Below are 17,476 nucleotides of genomic sequence, written 5' to 3' on the forward strand. Positions count from 1 at the left end.
GGTGAAACGTAACCGAGGACGAATCCGCTTCATTTGGCTATGCATCACACCGGCGTTCGTGCTGTTTGTTCTCTTTATGCTCATCCCTACGTTTAACGTCTTCCGGATGTCGGTGTACAAGTGGAGTGGTTTTTCGGCGGAAAAACAGTTTGTAGGCTTCAGCAACTTCAAAATCTTGCTGGACGATGCGGTATTTGTGAAGTCGTTCCAGAATACCGTGCTGCTCCTGGTGATCGTGACGATCCTGACGATGTCGATGGCGCTGTTGTTCGCGGCGGTGATGACGCGGGAGAACGTCAAGGGGAAGGACATCTATCGGGTTATCTTTTATATTCCTAACATCTTGTCGGTCGTGGTGATCGCGGCCATCTTCTCCGCGATCTACGATGCGGAGCAAGGACTGCTGAACGGACTGCTGGGCATCCTCCGGTTAGACTTTCTCCAGCGGATGTGGCTTGGGGATCAAAGCATTGTGATCTACAGCATCGCCGGGGCGATGATCTGGCAATCGGTCGGGTACTACATGGTGATGTATATGGCCAGCATGTCCAGCATTCCGGAGAGCTTCTACGAAGCCTCGGCGCTGGAAGGGAGCGGGAAGGTGCGGCAGTTCTTTTCCATCACGTTGCCCCTGATTTGGCAGAACCTAAGGAATACGCTAACCTTCTTTATCATTAGCTCGATCAACTTAAGTTTTACCTTAATCAAAGCAATGACGAACGGCGGGCCGGACGGGGCGACCGAGGTGTTCCTGAACTATATGTATAAACAGGCTTATACCAATTCCTCTTATGGATATGGGATGGCCATCGGTTCGGTCGTCTTCCTGTTCTCCTTTGGGTTGTCGCTGTTGGTCAGCCGGGCGACGAAACGGGAACCCCTACAATATTAGTGCATGTTTAACCTCATTAGGGAGGAGCTGGCGGAGAGCCGATGAAAGCCGACAAAGGGTACAAATCGTTCATCTACGTCATCCTTAGCCTGCTCGCCTTGTCGATCGTGGTTCCGATGATTTGGGTGCTGCTGGCTTCGTTGAAACAGAAGTCCGAATTCTATGGAGATCCATGGGGGCTTCCGGCGGGCGTTTACCTGCAAAACTATCTCGATGCGTTTACCGACGCCCATATGGGTTCTTATTTGCTCAATTCGCTGTTTACGACCGTGCTTGGTTTGGCGATCCTGTTGGTCGTCGCCGTGCCCGCGGCTTATGTGCTGGCAAGGTACCGGTTTCGTGGGCGCAAGATCCTGAATCTGCTGTTTATGGGCGGATTGTTCATTAACGTCAACTACATTGTCGTCCCCATCTTCCTGATGCTGCTGGACGGGGATCGGCTGCTCGGCGGTTGGTTTCCGGACGGGTTGCTCATCGACAATTTGGCGGTGTTATCCGTGGTTTATGCCGCGACGGCGATCCCGTTTACGATTTATTTGTTGTCCGGGTATTTCCAGACGATTCCCGAGGTGTTCGAGGAGGCGGCGGCCATCGATGGCTGCTCGCATGTTCGGACGATGTTATCCATTATGGCGCCGATGGTTCGTCCCAGCATTGTAACGGTGATCTTGTTCAACTTTCTGGCTTTTTGGAACGACTATATCATCGCATTGACGCTGCTGCCGGGGCCGAATAAGACGCTTCCCGTCGGGCTGTTGAATCTAATGACCGCGCAGAAGGCGGCAGCCAATTATGGCCGATTGTACGCCGGCCTGGTGATTGTGATGGTCCCCGCCCTGATTCTTTACATTCTGGTGCAGCGGCGATTAGTGGAGGGGATGACGGCCGGAGGAACGAGAGAATAGAAGAGGGAGAGGATAGGTATGGCCAGACAGAGAGGTAGAGTAACGCTCCCGAGCGAGGAAGGGTTCGTGCGGGAAACGAAGGAACTGATGGAGAGGTGGGGCGCGGACGCGATCCGGGACAGCGACGGGACGAAGCTGGATGCAGCCGTCAAAGCGCTTCCTGCGAAGATTTATACGGCTTATTTTCCCTCCAGAGGACATAACGAATTTATCGAAAAGCATAGGGAAGAATGCCCGCAGATCTATTTGATGACCGAATTCATGCTGGCCCAGTCGATTACGCTGGAGATCGAGCTGCTGCGCACCTACTACCGGGAGCAGCTCGACGTTGATTATTTACACGATCCTTATCGTTATTGGCAAGTGATCGATCGAACGACCGGTGAGGTGCTGCCCCCGTCCGACTGGCGGATACGTCAGCAGGACGATACGGTGATTATTGACAATGCGGTGCCGTGGCACGAATATACGGTTTCGTTCCTCGCCTACATTCAGTGGGACCCGGTGCAGATGTACAACCACATCACCAACGACTGGGGCGATAAGCCGCATGAAATTCCATTTGATGTGAAGCAGCCCCATTCCAATGCTTTTATCTATGAAACGATGAAACAATGGCTCCGGGACAATCCGGAAGTGGATGTCGTGCGGTTCACCACGTTGTTTTATCAATTTACGCTGGTGTTTAACGAGCTGGCCAAAGAGAAATTCGTGGACTGGTTCGGATATGGCGCCAGCGTATCGGTAGCCATGCTCGAGGATTTCGCCCGGGAAAAAGGATACGAACTGACCGCCGAAGATTTCGTCGATCAAGGATATTACAACTCCTCCTTCCGGGTGCCGTCACCGGCTTATCTGGATTATGTCGACTTCGTCTCCCGCTTCGTCGCCGCGGAGACGAAGAAACTGGTGGACCTGGTGCATGAGAGCGGGAAGGAAGCGATGATGTTCCTCGGCGATCAATGGATCGGCACGGAGCCTTATGGGCCGTACTTCGGGTCGATCGGGTTCGATGCCGTCGTGGGGAGCGTGGGGGACGGCACGACGCTTCGGATGATCTCGGATATCCCGCACGTGAAATACACGGAAGGGCGGTTTCTGCCGTACTTTTTTCCGGACGTCTTCTATGAAGGCAACGACCCGGTGGTTGAGGCGAACCGGAACTGGCTTGCGGCGCGGCGCGCGATCCTGCGCAAACCGATCGATCGCATGGGGTACGGCGGTTACCCCAGCTTGGCTTGCAAGTTCCCGAAATTCGTTGATTACGTCGAGCAAATTACCGATGAATTCCGCGAGCTTCATGACCATATTAGGGGCGGTAAGCCGTACACGGGACTAAAAGTGGCGGTCTTAAACTGCTGGGGAGCGCTGCGGACGTGGCAGGCGTTTACCGTTGCCCATAGCCTTTACAGCAAACAGGCTTATTCCTACTATGGGATCCTGGAAGCCTTGAGCGGCATGAGCGTGGACGTCGTATTCATCAGCTTCGATGAGGTGCTGAAGCAGGGCATCGATCCGTCCATCGACGTAGTGATCAATGCCGGCGAAGCGTACACCGCTTTCTCTGGCGGCGAGGTATGGAAGAATTCGAGGTTCGTCGAGCGGCTTCGCCGGTGGGTATACGGCGGCGGGGGGGTGATCGGCGTCGGCGAACCGTCGGCGGTGCAGCATCAGGGGCGATTTTTCCAATTAGCTGATTGTTTTGGAGTCGATAAAGAACGGGGATTCAGCGTGTCTACAGACAAATATTTCAACCAGTCGGCGGAGGAGCATTTCATTACGACGGAGGGTACGGCATTCGATTTCGGGGAAACGACGAATCACGTCTATGCCTTGCATGAACGCGTTGAGATTCTGGAGTATTCGAACGGGGAGGTTCATCTTGCCGCGAATCGGCCGGGGGCGGGTCGCGCGGTGTATCTGGCCGGGCTCCCGTATTCCCCGGGAAATGCGCGCCTGTTCCTTCGAAGCCTGTATTTCGCAGCGGGTAAGGAAGCGGAACTGAAGCGTTGGTACGCGGACAATGTGGAATGCGAGGTGCACGCCTACCCAGAGCAGGGGGTATATGCAGTCGTCAACAATAGTAACGATCCCCAAACTACGGTTGTTTACGATGGAGATGGGAAAACGTCCGTGATGAAGCTTGGCCCAAGCGGGATCGTGTGGAAGATAACGAATGGGAGCGCTACGCCATGAAAGTCATACTACTACGGTTGCTTGGATTGTTCGTCTGCGTCTGCCTAGTCGTCTACGGACATAGTCAAGGAACAAGTTACATGAATCTAGGTTTGATGATCATAGGTTTGGCGGGTTTACTTGGCCTGCTCTACGAATACAACCGCAAATATCAATAGCCCGCGAATGACGCGGAGACGAGAAAGGAATACATCTTGGATGAACATGAACAAGATTTTTGACATCAGACCTTCAACTCGGCAGCTTGATTGGCAACGGCTGGAATTTTACGGATTTATTCACTTTGGGATGAACGCGATGACCGGCAGGGAGTGGGGAGAGGGACACGAAGATCCGGCCCTGTTCGATCCGCAACACCTCGATGCGGCGGAATGGGTTACGATCCTGAAGCAGGCCGGAATGAAAGCCGTGATTCTGACTTGCAAGCATCATGACGGCTTCTGCTTGTGGCCTAGCAAATATACGAAGCACTCGGTTGCTTCTAGTCCCTGGAGAGACGGGCAGGGGGATTTGGTCCGTGAAGTCTCGGAGGCTTGCCAAAAGTTCGGACTAAAGTTCGGGGTGTATTTGTCGCCTTGGGATCGGACCGAAAGGAGTTATGGAGAAGGTCAAGCGTATGACGATTTTTACGTGAACCAACTAACGGAGTTGCTAACCCAATACGGCGAGATCGGCTGCGTTTGGTTGGACGGGGCTAACGGCGAGGGACCTTCAGGTAAACGGCAGAACTACGATTGGGACCGGTATTATGAGACGGTCCGGCGTCTTCAGCCGCAATGTGTGATTAGCGTATGCGGCCCGGATATCCGCTGGGTGGGCAACGAGGCAGGCCATACGCGGCGAGAGGAATGGAGTGTCGTGCCCCGGGCGCTGCAGGATGCCGAGAAAACGGCAGAGAAATCGCAGCAAACCGATGACCCCTCTTTCGCCCGCTCCGTCCATTCGATGGAAGAGGATCTGGGCAGTAGGGAAGCCATCGTCCGCTACGGCGGTGAATGGGTCTGGTATCCCGCAGAAGTGAATACGTCCATCCGGCCGGGCTGGTTCTACCATGCCGAAGAGGACAGACAAGTTCGGAGTGCCCGCGAGCTGTTCAACATCTACCTAAAGGCGGTTGGCGGCAACGCGATGTTCTTGCTCAACGTTCCGCCCGACCGGGACGGGAGAATTGCAACACCCGACCGTGAAGCATTGGCCGAGTTAGGCGCGCGGATCGCCGAGTTGAATGACCTGCGGTTGATACATGGAACGAAGTGGACTGCATCGAGTGCCGCTTCGGAGAAGGAAACGGCCGAAGTCCTTGGCGGCGGCGCTCCGGATCGAGGCTGGAGACCGTCTGGGACGGACACCGAGCCCTGGGTACAAATGGTTTTGCCGGAGACGAGGGCATTTAACGCGGTGATTTTGCAGGAGCACATTGTCCAAGGACAGCGGGTGGAGGCGTTCGAGCTGTGGGTCTCGGTAGAGAATGGAAACGAGCGGGACGATGAAACCAAGAACTCAGACGAGTGGCGACGGATTGGGGAAGGCACGATTGTCGGCCACAAGAAAATCCTTCCGCTTCCGTTAACGACAGCCCGGAGGGTGAGGATCGTATTTAAGCGGTACAGGGGGTATCCGACATTGGCGGCATTTCAGCTCGCTTTATGGAGCGAGTAACCATAGGCGGTATCGTCAAGCATGAACTGAATCTGACTTGCACGAGATCACCGAAATAACTGCGCAAATGCAGTTATTTCCTCACAGCCTGGTCTCTACGGCTAAATAGCCGCAGAAGTACAGTTAATTTCTATCATTTTGAGAATATCGGCCATTTGGCTTGGAGGTAACAGCATTCTTGCAGTTGTTTCCGGAAAAAACCAACCATCGGTGAAATTAGCTGCACGCCTGCAGTTATTTCCCCCACCGGCTCAAGGGTCTACGTTTTCTCTATGGATTGTGTAGGTTGAAGCGGAGGTGAGGCAATGTCCAAACGGACGGGAACGAGCAAGAGAATCAAGGGTTGGCGGCGGGTATGGCTGCTTAGCGGTTTGATCGTCGTGGCCGGCGTTCTGCTTGCCGGTTATATGTTGGCGAGGGACTCTCACGAAGAAGTTGCAAAGGTAGGCGGAAACGCCATCACGGATCAGGAAATCGCCTTTCAAATGGACCGGCTGAAGTCAGCGGTGCAGAACGAGTTCCAAGTCAAATTCCAAGTGACGCTGGGGAAAGGCGACTGGACCCAACGGGTTGGGGACCTCATTCCGCTTCATGTACTACAGGAGCGTGCGCTGGAACAAGCGATGCGGGACAAGGTGATTTTCATCCTAGCCCAAGCGCAGGGCTTGCTGGACTCGCCTGATTTCGATTCGCTAACTGCCTCGATGGAGACGGAAAATCGGGAGAGAGAGGCCGCGATCCGACGTGGAGAAGTGGTATATGGCCTCACCCGATTCACCTTGGAGCCTTACTATGCGCATAGGCTGGCATCCCTGGAAACCGAATTAAAGCAGATGCTTAGTCAACATCCGGAAGACCCGCTATATCTGGAAAGGGGGGATGTCGAGAGCTATCACGAGGAGCATGCCTCGGAATGGGCCGCTAATGCGACCAATTACGAGGTCACCCAATTGATCGTGCCTGTCCCGCAAGAAGGGAAGAAGGGCGCAGCCAGCGCCTTGGCGGAACTCATCGCGGAACAAGCCGGATTGGAGGGAATTGCCAGCCGGTTTGAAGAAGCCTCCATTCGGACAGAAACGTTGACGGAAGAGAGTGGATCCTATGCCAACTCGCCTGCTCATCAGGTGGTGTTGCAACTGAGGGACATGAAGCCGGGGGAACTTACCGCGCCAGTGGAAATCGGCGAAGGATTCACCGTGTATCGTCTGGATGAAGTGAAGGTCGATGAGCAGAAAGCATTGCAAAGGTATGAATATCAGATCAAACAGCAGCTGTTGGAGGAACGATTTGAAGCGTATGTCGAGCAATACAGGGGAGAACTGCCGGTTCAAGTTAACCGGGAATTGCTGGCCAAAGTCACGATTCCGGGGATTTGACCCACAGCCAACCTGATGTACCACATCCATTCTGAATGTATGGGAGGGAAATTATGTACGTAACCAAAAGTCGCATTGTTCTATTGTATCTATCGCTGTTTGCCATGGTGATTACGTTGCTGCCTCCGGCGGCAATCGCTTCCGAGATGGAGCCCGCATCCAAGGCTGTTCAAGCGGAGGACGCCGCCCAAGTTGCGGGGAACCGGGCGAATCCACATAGAGGGACCGACTATTACATTGATGCGACGCTGGGGAACGACGCCAACAACGGGACCTCAAAGAAGACGCCGTGGAAGACGTTCCAGAAAGTCAACGAAAAGGTGTTTCAACCAGGCGACCGGATTTTGCTGAAGGCCGGCGAAACCTGGAATGACCAACAGCTTTGGCCAAAGGGATCCGGGGCGAATGGGAAGCCGATCGTGATCGACATGTACGGCAATCCGAAGGATGGGAAACCTTATATCGCTGTGGGCGGCAACGTGGTGAATCCTGTCCGATATGAAAACGGGGACTTCAAAAAGGACAAAACCAAAGTCGGCCTGACTGGTGCCGTCGTGCTGCAGAATCAACAGTATTGGGAAATTCATAACCTGGAGATCTCAAACGACGACGACTTCGCTACCGATATCGACGTGTCTGCGAAAGAGCATTCCGTCGTTCGAGACGGCGTGTCCATTACGATTAACGCCGATCTTCTGGGACCGGGCGATGACAAGATCATGAATTATTTCCGCATCAGTAATTTATATATCCACGATATCGACGGCCCAACCGATTGGCAGAAAATCCACTACGGCGGCATCGTATTCCAAGTTTTCGGCGAAAAGAGCTATAAAGACTACGATGAAGGGGCTTATTACTTCCAGGATGTCCGCATTGAAAATAACCATTTCTACAAAACCGAGCTCCATGCGATCCAATTCGCTTTTAACTGGTTTTACGATCGCGACGCCAGCTCCGGGGAATACGATGAAACCGGCAAGTACCATGAAGGTTGGGAGCAGCTGTGGGTGAGAACTCGTGACCTATATAGCCGTGACGTCTACATCGGGCACAACTATGCCGAGAACATCGGGCAAGGTGCCATTCAGTTGGCGAACACCAAAAACATGACGGTGGAATTCAACGAAATCAACGGTTATTTGCAAAGATATGACGCCGTCTCCTGCGGGCTATATCTGTGGGCCGGGGCCGACTCCGTCATGCAGTTCAACGAGGTTTACGGCGGCCCATACGGCGAATTCGACGGCACCCCTTGGGATTTGGAATACACCAACTTCAACGTGACCTATCAATACAACTACTCCCACGACAACGCCGCAGGCTGGATGGCCTACATGGGGAATAGCTCCAATTCCGTGGCGCGTTATAATTTAAGCGTCAACGACAATGGCGTCATTGTAAAAAATATGCTCTCAACCAACTACTCGCCGACGTATTTTCTGAATAATGTCTTTGTCTATAATGCGGAACAAATGGACTGGTTCCACGACGAGGTGTTTAAGGATACGGTGTATTTCCTGAACAACGTCTTCTATAACATGTCGGAGACGACGCCAACGAAATGGTACAGGAAAGAGGGCGCCTTGAACAAAGCCGTGTTCTCCAATAACGCCTTCTACGAAGCGGGAGGCGTCTACTCGGAGCAGCAACCTAAGGATCCCCATGCCGTATTTGCAGACCCGATGTTCGTGAAGAATCCGAAAGATTATAAGAAGAATAACGGGGTTGACCGGATCGTGAACTCGGCGGCGAATTTCAAGCTGAAGAAGAACTCTCCGCTCATCGATGCCGGTCGCTATAACCGAAACGTTGGCGATGAGGATTTCTTTGGTACGCACTTATACTATGGAAAAGGAATCGATATCGGCTTGCATGAATCGCCGATCGGCAAGAAGGTGAAGGATCCGATCGACACGAATCCGATCGAAGACGAAGGCAAGTCAGACCGAGTTAACCTGGCGCTCCACAAACCGATCGAAGCGAATTATACCCATCCGAATCCGGGGCTTGAGGCGGATAAGCTGGTGGATGGAAATACCGCGACCCGTTGGGCGAGTGCGGATCCGGACGAGATGACGGACGGATATCCGATCGTCATTACGATCGATTTTGGCCAACCGACAACCTTCGATGAGATTTACCTGGATGAGTATACCGATGGAGGAACGAACCTAAGGGTCCAGGAATTTGAGTTGCAGAAGCTGGATCCACAGACGCAGGAGTGGGTAACGTTCCAATCCAAATCGGATGGGATGGGACATGATCTGAAATTGGACGATTTCGGCAGCGTGACCAGCAGCAAGCTGCGGCTGCTCATTACGAAACAAAAGGACAGCGAATACTGGACGCCTACCATGACCGAAATCCAGGTATATCGTAGCCAGGACGCGGATATCTAAATCGTGATCAAGAAAGGACCTCTATTCCTTATGGAGTAGGAGGTCCCTTCCATTTATTATATGGCGTAACGTCTAGGCTCCGAGAAACAGGGCCATATCTTCCTCTACACTCGTGATGCCGCCGATGCCGAATTTGTCGATCAGGACCTGGGCTACGTTTGGCGAGAGGAAAGCCGGCAATGTGGGCCCGAGATGAATGTTCTTGACGCCGAGATGGAGGAGAGCCAGCAGGACGATGACGGCCTTTTGTTCATACCAGGCGATATTGTACGAAATCGGTAACTGGTTAACATCCTCTAGGCCGAACCATTCCTTCAACTTGAGCGCGATGACCGCCAGCGAATAGGAATCGTTGCATTGACCGGCATCCAGAACACGTGGGATACCGCCGATATCGCCAAGTTCCAGCTTGTTATATTTGTACTTGGCGCAACCAGCCGTTAAGATTACAGTATCGTGCGGTAATTGTTTGGCAAATTCCGTGTAGTAATCACGTGATTTCATCCGACCGTCGCATCCGGCCATGACGATAAACCGTTTAATCGCGCCGGTCTCCACCGCCTGAACGATCTTGTCGGCCAGCTGCGTGACCGTGTGGTGGGCGAAGCCGCCGACGATCTGTCCGCTTTCGAGCTCTGTAGGCGGGGGACAGCTTTTGGCGTGCTTGATCAGTTCTGAGAAGTCCTTCGGCGTATCGTCGGCACCGTCTGGAAGATGCCGAACCCCAGGGTAACCGGTATTCCCCGTCGTGTAGATTCGATCCATATAACTGGCTTTTGGCGGAACGATACAGTTGGTTGTCATCAGAATCGGGCCGTTGAAAGCGGCGAATTCCTTCGTTTGCTCCCACCAGGCGTTGCCGTAATTGCCAACAAAGTGGCTGTATTTCTTGAAAGCCGGATAATAATGGGCGGGCAGCATCTCACTGTGGGTGTAGACGTCGACGCCGGTTCCTTCGGTTTGTACCAGCAATTGTTCTAAATCCTTCAAATCATGACCGCTGATCAAAATGCCGGGGCGATTGCGCACGCCGATATTGACTTGAGTCACTTCCGGATGACCGTAGGTACTTGTGTTGGCCTGATCCAGCAAGCCCATGGCTTCCACGCCATACTTGCCGGCCTCTAAAACCAAGGCGACGAGATCGTCAGCCGTTAAGGTATCGTCCAATGTCGCGGCCAGGGCTCGGCGCAGAAAGAGGTCGACTGCCGCATGAGGATAGCCCAACTGATGAGCATGGTACGTATAAGCGGCCATTCCTTTGAGTCCGTAAGTCAGCAACTCGCGCAAGGAACGGATGTCTTCGTTGGCGGTGCTGAGGATCCCCACCTGCTTTGCTTTGATCGCAAATTGGATTTCGTCTTCCGCTTTCCAGAGTACGGCATCGGGTAAGGAAGCTTCATCGCCTGCATGCCGCTCGTACCAGTAGTGTTGTACGACGTCGCGCATCGTAAGGGCGGTTCGTATTTGGCTGACGAAGCTGTCGTGATCGAAATTAGCATTCGTAATCGTTGCAAACAAGGAGTTCATCGTAAAAACAGACAGCTGACGCTCGATGTGCTCCGGCAGATCGCTACCCAGCGCGAGGAATGCCATCCCTTTAAGCACATAGATGAGCAGGTCCTGCAAGTTGGCTACGTCCTCCGGCTTTCCGCAAACACCGGCATTTGTACAACCTGTTCCGCCGGCTGCCTCTTGGCATTGGTAACAGAACATGGATGTCTCTTGAAGTAGGTCGGTCGTGGCATGACTTTGATTCATGGGGGAACCTCCTTGATCTGAATGGGATAAGGGAGGCGCTCAGGGTTGTGTAATATTTCACATGATGAGGTACGTGGTGTTGCACCTCCGTTGATGTCAGGAGCATATCGCCGGAACGTTCATGGCAAAGTGATTGCAGTCACAAATATTTCCACAAAATTGAAAACATATCTTTGGCTCTCGCTTCTATTTCGTTTGCATTCGTACCCCAAGCTCCTCAAAACCCTAATCGTGATGTACTTACTGGACTAATCGGTTGTGTAAATTATACAATACGATATGTTAACCACTAGATGCGTGGAATTTCAAATGAGGTGAAACGATGCAACGAGCACAGAAATGGCGTACAAGAGCCGTGATCCTAAGCTTGACGGCGATGCTGATGACAATTCTTTCCGGCTGCGGGGGGAACACGGGAACGAAGGAGAATCCTACGGCCGGGGAGCCGGTTTCGAAACAATATTATATTTTTGATACGGTGGTTAACATCAAATTGTTTGATGACCCCAAGGCGGAGGAGCATCTGGACCATATCGACAACATGCTGAAAACCTTGGATATCGAGCTAAGTCGTACGTTAGAAACGAGCCAACTCTACAAAGTGAATCAGGAAGCCGGCAAACAGGCGGTTGAGGTATCAGAGGATACGATGAAGGTTCTGGAACGTTCACTCGACTACGCCAAAGAGACGGACGGGCTATTCGATCCCACCGTCGGCGGTTTGGTTGATCTATGGGATATCGGGCATGAAGGGGCCCATGTCCCGGCGCCGGAGGATTTGCAGCGGGAACTCAGCCTGGTCGGTTATAAGGATGTCGTCGTGGACGAGGCCAAAAGCACCGTGTTTCTGAAACGGCCGGGGATGGTTCTGGATCTCGGCGGCATCGGGAAAGGTTACGCGGCGGACGAGGTCGCCGCTTATTTACGGGCGGAAGGCGTGAAGAGCGCGCTTGTCGACCTTGGCGGTAGCAGCATCATCGTTATCGGGAACAAGCCCAATGGAGACAGCTGGAACGTGGGCCTTCAGGATCCTGACAGCTCGCGCGGCACAACCATGGGCACGATTCGCTTAAGCGATCAGGTGATCGATACCTCCGGGATTTATGAACGATATTTCATCGAGGACGGTGTGATGTATCATCACATTCTTGATCCGAGAACTGGGGTACCGTCGCAAAACAATCTGAAGAGCGTGACGATTCTGGCGGATAATGCAACGGATGCCGACGCGCTGTCGACTTTCGTTTATGTGATGGGTCTTACGGAAGGCTTGAAGTATATCGAGGACTTGAATGATGAGACGGAAGCGATGTTCATCACGAAGGACAATAAAATTTACGTCACATCGGGACTCAAGGATACTTTTAAAGTGACGGACGGGCAATATACGCTAGTCGAAGAATAGCACGCTAGAGACGTTCAAGCGATTGAGCGTCTTTCTATTATACTAGAACGAATTGGACAAGGAGTTGGTTCCTATGAAACTGATGTTGATTTCGGATATCCACGGGTCGAGCGCTTGGCTGGATCGGGCGATGGCAAAAGTGGAAGAAGAGCGGCCTGATCAAATCATCATGTTAGGGGATTTTTTGTACCACGGGCCAAGGAATCCACTGCCGGAGGGTTACGATCCGAAACGGGTCGCGGCAACGCTTAACGGGCATAAGCATCACATCATCGCCGTGCGCGGGAACTGCGATGCTGAAGTAGACCAAATGCTGTTAGAATTTCCGATGATGGCAGATTACGCCATGCTCTTCTTCGAAGGGCGCCGAATTTACGTCACCCACGGGCATGGATTTAACATGGAGCAGCTTCCGCCGCTGGCGCCCGGCGACGTATTTATTCAGGGGCATACCCATATCCCGGTGGCCGACCGCAAGGATGGCGTTTATGTGTTGAACCCGGGATCCATCGCTTTGCCGAAAGAGAATTTCCCGAATTCTTATGGCATTTTGGAGGCGGGAACGTTTCTTGTTAAGGATTTCGCCGGTGAGACCGTAAAACGGATTGCATTCGCTCCATGATAAACGAACGAATAGAACATCAGCTGCGGACGCTCCCAGCTTCACCGGGGGTTTATTTGATGAAGGATGCGGCGGGAAACGTGATTTATGTCGGTAAGTCCAAAAACCTGCAGCAACGGGTTCGCTCTTATTTCCACATCTCTCGCAACCGCTCCAAGAAGGTGGAGAGACTGGTGCATAACATCAAAGACTTGGAGATCCGACTCACCGACACTGAATTCGAAGCTTTGATGTTGGAGTGCAGGCTGATTCGCGAGTTGAAACCGATGTATAACAAGAAAATGAAAAGCCCGCAGGGTTATACGTATATAGCCATCCGGGACAATGAGAGAATTTGGGGCTTGGAAGTCGCGGATGAGCCAGGGGATCCGGGGCTTCGCCATGTCTACGGGCCTTACACGGCTAGTCGGCATACCGTGGAGCAGGCGGTCCGTAGCCTCCGTGAAGCGTTGCATATCGCCTGCAGCCGCAGCAGTTCCTCCAGCATCGGGACCCCCTGCTTGAACCATTCGCTTGGTTTATGTCTCGGAGCCTGCTTGGGTGGGGAAGCGATCGAGATCAACAATCGTAGCCTTACTCGAATTACTGCGCTGCTGGACGGAACTGATTCCGGCCTGCGGGAGGAGTTGGAACTGCGGATGCAGGAGGCTTCCGACCGGTTTGATTTTGAAGCAGCGGCTAAAGTTAGAGATGCGTTGAACGCCATCGATCTGTTTGCCAAGCAGGAGGAGATCGCCGATTTCGCTGAGCAGAACCGGAACCTTGTGGTGCTGGAGCATTTGAATGAGCAGGAAGCCAAATGCTTCTTGTTGCGGCGGAATCAAATTCTCTATAGCCAGAAATTTGATCTGTCCGATGCCACACATACGGCTTTGTCCAAGGAACTTGCCGATAAGGCGCTTGCCTGCTTCGGCAAAGCGGGACTCCCTTTGGCCGGTAAGTCAAGTCGCGATGAAATCGACGAAGACCGAATTATCTACCGTTATTTGCATAGCAGCGATTGCAGGCATAGGTCGATTCCGCAGACATGGATAGAGACCAACGACTCGACTCAGATTGCGCATATTCTGGAAGAAATGGTTTTAATTTGAAGAATCTATGAAACTAACTTTTTATTGACAGCGTTTACATTAATTGTTTAAGTTAGAGATAGACAACGGGGCGGGACTGGTGGCTAACCGCGACAAGGTCGGGGGCGCCTGGGAGGCTTTTTGGCTGATCAATCAATAGCCAGACGCCCGAAAATCAAATGAAGGCGGCAGGGAGCGTTTAGCGACCCTGCTGTTTTTTTTTCCAAAATTCAAACGGATCAGCTGATAGAATTTACCCATTTTGGGAATAACATATCCACATGCTATAAAGCGAGGAGGGAATGGTTTGCCGATCCAGGAAAGCCTGTACCCATCAATCGATGAAAACATCGCGTTGATCAAACGATTATTTCCCGGGGATTCCACCATCAAGTTCCGCAAATTCCAGCATCCTTCAGTTAAGTCCTTTTCCGGCTGCCTCATTCATATTGAAGGCATGGTAAGCACCGAGACGTTAAGCAACTTCATCATTCGGCCGATCTTAAGCTTCCAGACATCCAAGGAATCCGATGATATTCCTTTCATGCAGCAGTTGATGGATGGCATTATCGAGGTCAGCGAACTCAGTTTATCGGATGATATGAATGTAATCCTGAATGAACTTCTGAGCGGCAATACGGTTCTTCTGCTTCAGGGGCATGATCAGGCCCTGATCGTTGGGACGCGGGGGTGGCAAACTCGGGCTGTGTCGGAACCGGGCACGGAAAAGTCGGTGATCGGACCAAGGGAAGGGTTCACCGAATCGCTGATCATCAATTTGTCTCTCATCCGGCGAAGAGTGAGAAGCCAGAATCTGAAATTTGAATTTCTGGAGATCGGGAAAACGACCAACACATCGGTTTGCCTTTGTTATGTCGAGGATGTCGTTTCCAAAAAGATTTTGCACCAGCTTATCAAACGGTTGGAACGTCTGGAGATCGACGCCTTACTGGATTCCGGGCAACTGCAAGAATTGATTCGCGATCACACCTTGACGCCGTTCGAAACGGTGGGCAATACGGAACGTCCCGACGCCCTGGCTGGCAAGATTTTGGAGGGACGCATTGCCGTGTTGGTGGACGGAAGCCCGTTTGTGCTGACGGTTCCTTTTCTATTCGTGGAGTATTTTCAAGTGAGCGAGGACTATTACAGCAATTACTTTTTTGGTTCGTTCAACCGGATGATTCGGTTTCTCGGCGAGTTTTTGGCCGTCAGCGTCCCGGCTATTTACGTCTCTTTGGTCACCTACAACCAAGAAATGATGCCCACGCCGCTATTGCTCAGCATTTCCGCGGCAAGGCAATCCGTGCCTTTGCCGACGGTGGCGGAATGTTTTGTCATGCTAGTCGTCTTCGAAATCCTGCGGGAGGCGGGGACCCGAATTCCGAATTCGATCGGCCAGGCGGTCAGCATCGTGGGCGCATTGGTCTTGGGACAAGCCGCGGTCGATGCGAGAGTCGTGAGTGCCCCCATGGTCATCGTCGTTGGGATTACCGGCATTACAACGCTGCTTAACGTTAAGATGAAAGCAGCCTCGATCTCTACGCGTTTCATGCTGCTGGTTTTGTCCTCCTTTATGGGGCTTTACGGTTACTTGTTCGGAATGATCGGATTGGTCATTCATTTGATGAGCCTGCGTAGCTTCGGGGTGTCTTACATGCTGACGGTGGGTTCTTTCAAGGAGTCCGACATCAGGGATACGGTGATCCGGCTTCCTTGGTGGGGAGAAAAGGTCGGGGCTCCCCTGGCGCAGGCCAAACAGCGGATCCGGAAAGTCATGAGGTAACGCTAGATGGATAAGAGAGCACGCGTAAGACGGTTGGCCGTCATGCTGTGCAGCCTCACGGTTTTCACGTTATCCGGCTGCTGGAATTACCGGGAAGTCGATAAATTGACGACCGTCGCCGGGATTGCCATCGATAAAGGAGTAGAAGACGGCCAAATCAAACTGACCGTCGAGGTAGTCGACGGCTCGGGGGGGCAGGACGCGATGAGCGTCGGTTCGTCCCGGATCAGTTTATCCGGAAAGACGATGTTTGAAATCGTTCGCAGAATGATTACGGAGTCCGGTAGCCGATTATATTGGGCTCATGCCAAGTCGATCATTTTAAGCGAGGAAATCGCACGGGACGGGGCAGCGAAAATTATCGACTGGTATGTCAGGGATACGGAAACACGGGCGGATATCCATATTCTGGTGTCCGGAGAGAAGACGGCCGAGGAAGTGCTCACCAGCGATGGCAAATCGGGCGAACCGCTATCTTACAAGATCGATGATATCCTGAAAAATGAAACAAGCGTATCGAACTCCCCCACGACAGAGATCTTTGATTTCGCGGATACGATCAATACCCCCGGCATCAGCAGTATCTTGCCGATGGTTTATTCTTCGGAGAATAAGGGGGCCAAGACGGCTTCCATCCGCGGATCGGCCGTTTTCGATATCGACAAGATGCTGGGAAGGATGAATGCCCACGATACCAAGTTCGTTTTGTTTCTTCGGGACGAAATCAAAGGGGGAATTCTGACGCTGGGCGGGTACAACCGGCCACCAGGAATTTCTTTGGAGATTTTTAAGAGCAAAACCAAAGTGGAACCGGTGCTGGTGGACGGTCAGGTCGAAATCCGGGTTAAAACCCATACGGTTACGGCGGTTGACGAGGTGCAAGAAAATGTCGACTACTATACGGCAAAGGGGCAAGCAGAAATCGAGAGAATGGCGGAGGACATATTGGTCAAAGAAATGGAGAACGTGATCGAAATTGCGCAAAAGCGGTATAAACAGGATATCTTCGGCTTTGGTGACCGGATTCATAAGAAGATGCCGAAGGTATGGAAGTCGCTTGAACCCGATTGGGACGAGAAATTTTCCAGGTTGAAGGTATCCGTACAAGCCAAGGTTGATATTAAAGGCACGGCATCGATTAGAAAACCGATCAAGACAGGGGGTGAAGAGTAGTGATCCTGCTTACGATCATCGCTTATGCCTTCATCGTGTTGTTGGATCAAGTCCAAACCTACAAAAACGGATATAAAAAGGATTTTGTCATCAGCAGCGTCATGGGTCTGCCGTCCTTCGCGGCAGCTCTGGTACTGGCCACAGGCGCTAAGCTGCCGAGTCCGACGCAGGCGATCGAACAATTGGTGGGTTTGCTATTCGGTCTATAACACGGGGGGGTGGGAATTCG

The 17,476-nt window shown here is 52.4% G+C and carries 14 protein-coding genes; 13 read left to right on the forward strand and 1 reads right to left on the reverse strand.

Annotated features, from left to right (window positions below):
* The first annotated feature begins 1 nt into the window (after window position 1).
* From IM700_RS17730 to IM700_RS17760, 7 genes are all read left to right on the forward strand, one after another.
* Entirely contained in the window at window positions 2–892 is an 891-nt protein-coding gene (locus IM700_RS17730) for a carbohydrate ABC transporter permease (RefSeq protein ID WP_472850236.1), read from the forward strand.
* Between the two features lie 41 nt (window positions 893–933).
* A complete protein-coding gene (locus IM700_RS17735) occupies window positions 934–1,797 on the forward strand; it encodes a carbohydrate ABC transporter permease (RefSeq protein WP_193418229.1) in 864 nt (287 codons plus the stop codon).
* 18 nt (window positions 1,798–1,815) lie between these two features.
* The gene (gnpA, locus tag IM700_RS17740; RefSeq protein ID WP_193418227.1) at window positions 1,816–3,993 is read left to right on the forward strand and encodes a 1,3-beta-galactosyl-N-acetylhexosamine phosphorylase; all 2,178 of its coding nucleotides are present in this window, start codon (window positions 1,816–1,818) and stop codon (window positions 3,991–3,993) included.
* Window positions 3,990–4,151, forward strand: a complete 162-nt coding sequence (locus IM700_RS17745) for a DUF6903 family protein (RefSeq protein WP_193418225.1) — start codon at window positions 3,990–3,992, stop codon at window positions 4,149–4,151. The genes gnpA and IM700_RS17745 overlap by 4 nt, the downstream gene beginning before the upstream one ends.
* A 40-nt stretch (window positions 4,152–4,191) precedes the next feature.
* Complete coding sequence (locus IM700_RS17750; protein ID WP_193418223.1) at window positions 4,192–5,652, forward strand: alpha-L-fucosidase; 1,461 nt, start codon at window positions 4,192–4,194, stop codon at window positions 5,650–5,652.
* Between the two features lie 305 nt (window positions 5,653–5,957).
* Window positions 5,958–7,028, forward strand: coding sequence for a peptidyl-prolyl cis-trans isomerase (locus IM700_RS17755; protein WP_193418221.1), 1,071 nt, complete (start codon window positions 5,958–5,960; stop codon window positions 7,026–7,028).
* 53 nt (window positions 7,029–7,081) lie between these two features.
* Entirely contained in the window at window positions 7,082–9,430 is a 2,349-nt protein-coding gene (locus IM700_RS17760) for a discoidin domain-containing protein (protein ID WP_193418219.1), read from the forward strand.
* Window positions 9,431–9,502: 72 nt separating this feature from the next.
* Here the strand turns inward: IM700_RS17760 and hcp are convergent, their stop codons facing one another.
* Window positions 9,503–11,191, reverse strand: coding sequence for a hydroxylamine reductase (gene hcp, locus IM700_RS17765; protein WP_239484020.1), 1,689 nt, complete (start codon window positions 11,189–11,191; stop codon window positions 9,503–9,505).
* 322 nt (window positions 11,192–11,513) lie between these two features.
* On the opposite strand from hcp, the gene IM700_RS17770 reads away from it, so the two are divergent.
* The 6 genes from IM700_RS17770 to IM700_RS17795 all read left to right on the forward strand — a co-directional run bounded on the left by IM700_RS17770 (window position 11,514) and on the right by IM700_RS17795 (window position 17,456).
* Window positions 11,514–12,596, forward strand: a complete 1,083-nt coding sequence (locus IM700_RS17770) for an FAD:protein FMN transferase (RefSeq protein WP_193418218.1) — start codon at window positions 11,514–11,516, stop codon at window positions 12,594–12,596.
* A 73-nt stretch (window positions 12,597–12,669) separates the two neighbouring features.
* Window positions 12,670–13,218: a phosphodiesterase gene (gene yfcE, locus IM700_RS17775; RefSeq protein WP_155607155.1), complete on the forward strand. Its 549-nt coding sequence runs from the start codon at window positions 12,670–12,672 to the stop codon at window positions 13,216–13,218.
* Window positions 13,215–14,309, forward strand: a complete 1,095-nt coding sequence (locus IM700_RS17780; RefSeq protein WP_336244915.1) for a GIY-YIG nuclease family protein — start codon at window positions 13,215–13,217, stop codon at window positions 14,307–14,309. The genes yfcE and IM700_RS17780 overlap by 4 nt, the downstream gene beginning before the upstream one ends.
* A 286-nt stretch (window positions 14,310–14,595) precedes the next feature.
* Entirely contained in the window at window positions 14,596–16,074 is a 1,479-nt protein-coding gene (locus IM700_RS17785) for a spore germination protein (RefSeq protein ID WP_193418216.1), read from the forward strand.
* A 6-nt stretch (window positions 16,075–16,080) separates the two neighbouring features.
* Entirely contained in the window at window positions 16,081–17,247 is a 1,167-nt protein-coding gene (locus IM700_RS17790; RefSeq protein ID WP_193418215.1) for a Ger(x)C family spore germination protein, read from the forward strand.
* Window positions 17,247–17,456, forward strand: a complete 210-nt coding sequence (locus IM700_RS17795; RefSeq protein ID WP_193418214.1) for a hypothetical protein — start codon at window positions 17,247–17,249, stop codon at window positions 17,454–17,456. Before IM700_RS17790 ends, IM700_RS17795 begins: the two co-directional genes overlap by 1 nt.
* Window positions 17,457–17,476 lie beyond the last annotated feature (20 nt).

It is taken from the genome of Paenibacillus rhizolycopersici (assembly GCF_014947195.2).
Lineage (GTDB): Bacteria > Bacillota > Bacilli > Paenibacillales > Paenibacillaceae > Fontibacillus > Fontibacillus rhizolycopersici.

Excerpts from the sequence above, each read along its gene's own strand:
- IM700_RS17790 (WP_193418215.1), top strand. The coding sequence starts at position 16,081 with ATGGATAAGAGAGCACGCGTAAGACGGTTGGCCGTCATGCTGTGCAGC.
- IM700_RS17760 (WP_193418219.1), top strand. The coding sequence starts at position 7,082 with ATGTACGTAACCAAAAGTCGCATTGTTCTATTGTATCTATCGCTGTTT.
- IM700_RS17755 (WP_193418221.1), top strand. The coding sequence starts at position 5,958 with ATGTCCAAACGGACGGGAACGAGCAAGAGAATCAAGGGTTGGCGGCGG.
- yfcE (WP_155607155.1), top strand. The coding sequence starts at position 12,670 with ATGAAACTGATGTTGATTTCGGATATCCACGGGTCGAGCGCTTGGCTG.
- IM700_RS17745 (WP_193418225.1), top strand. The coding sequence starts at position 3,990 with ATGAAAGTCATACTACTACGGTTGCTTGGATTGTTCGTCTGCGTCTGC.
- IM700_RS17735 (WP_193418229.1), top strand. The coding sequence starts at position 934 with ATGAAAGCCGACAAAGGGTACAAATCGTTCATCTACGTCATCCTTAGC.
- IM700_RS17750 (WP_193418223.1), top strand. The coding sequence starts at position 4,192 with ATGAACATGAACAAGATTTTTGACATCAGACCTTCAACTCGGCAGCTT.
- IM700_RS17780 (WP_336244915.1), top strand. The coding sequence starts at position 13,215 with ATGATAAACGAACGAATAGAACATCAGCTGCGGACGCTCCCAGCTTCA.
- gnpA (WP_193418227.1), top strand. The coding sequence starts at position 1,816 with ATGGCCAGACAGAGAGGTAGAGTAACGCTCCCGAGCGAGGAAGGGTTC.
- IM700_RS17770 (WP_193418218.1), top strand. The coding sequence starts at position 11,514 with ATGCAACGAGCACAGAAATGGCGTACAAGAGCCGTGATCCTAAGCTTG.
- hcp (WP_239484020.1), bottom strand. The coding sequence starts at position 11,191 with ATGAATCAAAGTCATGCCACGACCGACCTACTTCAAGAGACATCCATG.